The sequence below is a fragment of the Asticcacaulis biprosthecium C19 genome (assembly GCF_000204015.1).
In the GTDB taxonomy this organism is placed as follows: domain Bacteria; phylum Pseudomonadota; class Alphaproteobacteria; order Caulobacterales; family Caulobacteraceae; genus Asticcacaulis; species Asticcacaulis biprosthecius.
On record NZ_GL883077.1, the window covers coordinates 1,322,893 to 1,324,508 of the forward strand.

1 protein-coding gene is annotated in these 1,616 nt (G+C 60.1%); it reads left to right on the forward strand.

Annotated elements, in window-relative coordinates; genetic code table 11:
* Positions 1 to 13: 13 nt before the first annotated feature.
* On the forward strand, positions 14 to 1,616 hold a 1,603-nt coding region (locus tag ABI_RS06375; RefSeq protein WP_040308645.1), incomplete at its 3' end, for an RHS repeat domain-containing protein.

A 1,616-nucleotide genomic window follows, 5' to 3' on the forward strand; every position in this document is an offset into this window, starting at 1 on the left:
CTCTGCTGTATTCTTGAGCTACTATACAACGGGCTCGGGCGGTTCGACGGTCGTCAAGGGCGTCAAGACGGTTTCGAGTTCCAACGGCTGGAAACTGGTATACAATCGTGACGCCAGCTATGTCCTGACCGAGGTTACGGCGTACAATACCTCGGTCGATTACTGCAGCGATCCGGCCATCGTCGGATGCACCTTGCCTGCCGGCTATCCTATCGGCAAGCGGGTTAACGAGAGCGGCGAAACCCGGATAAAGCGGGCGGCCACCGGCTTGGCGACGGGGGATGAAGCTTTCGAAGCACGTATTTTGTCAGGCGGTGTCATCAAGACGGCAAGTGGCGTGACCAAAACGGTCGTCAAGTACACTGCGGCGGAATCGGCTTCACCGAATGAGAAGCGGTTAGACAAGGTCAAATCCGTGCAGGTGGGCGGTTCGACCTGGTCCTATGACTATACTTTTGGAACCGACAACGCCGTGACCGCGACGGTGACGGCGCCGGATTCCACGACGAGAACGGTCGTTGTCAATGCCCGCGGACTCATCACATCGCAGACGGACGAGCTGGGGCGGCAGACCAAGTATGAATACGACGGCGCCGGGCGGGTGTTGAAGGTCGTCGCGCATGATGCGACCTATGATAGTGGCGGCGCCTTGACCGGTGGTTACACTCAATACCGCTACGACACTCAGGGTAATCTGGACAAGACCAGCACCTATCCGCGCGGTGGCGGTGCCGCCATTGAAACCTCGGCCACCTATCCTGGTTCCGGGTGTACGGGCAAGGCCTGCCGGTATCCGCTGGCGACCACAGATGCCAGTAACGCGGTGACCACCTACACCTATGATTCGGTCCATGGCGGTGTGTTGTCGGTGATCTCACCGGCGCCGACGGCGGGGGCTGCGCGCATCGGTACCTTCTATACCTATGCCACCAAAACCCCCCGCATCAAGACGTCGCCGACCACGGACGTAGCGGGCACACCGGTCTATCGTCTGGTGACTACCAAGACCTGCGCCGTGCAGTCGTTGACGTCAACAAATTGCGACGTATCCGGCGACATCTTATGGACGAAAACGGATATTTTTTATGATGTAGACATCCCTGCGGATCCAAATGATGTTGGCTACACTGGCGCGACACGTAACGTTCTCCCGTATAGGACCGTAGTTACCCGTGGCGACAGCGCCGTCACCCTGACCAGCGAAAGCCTGTATAACAGCCTGGGCCAGGTCATCTACAGCTACGGTCCCAAGGCCAGCGACGATTCGTCGAGCGACCTGACACCGCGCGAAAGCTTTGCCTTCTTCGACGCGATCGGCCGGCCGGTAGGCGGCATCGGCGCCGATCCCGATGGCAGCGCCCGTACCATGAAGCGTCCGGCAACGCGCACGACCTACAACAGCGACGGCAAGGTCTCGGCCGAAGAGAGCGGTGTGGTGCCGACCTCGGCTTATAGCGGCTCCACGGCGATCGACCGCTGGAACAGCGCCAAGGCGGAATGGAGTTTGGCGACGACGGCCGGTATCACCGTGCTGGAAAAGAACACCAACGAATTTTCGACGACAACCGGCCTGCCGATCCGCGCCCGTCACTATGCCGCGCTGCCGGTTACGGCGA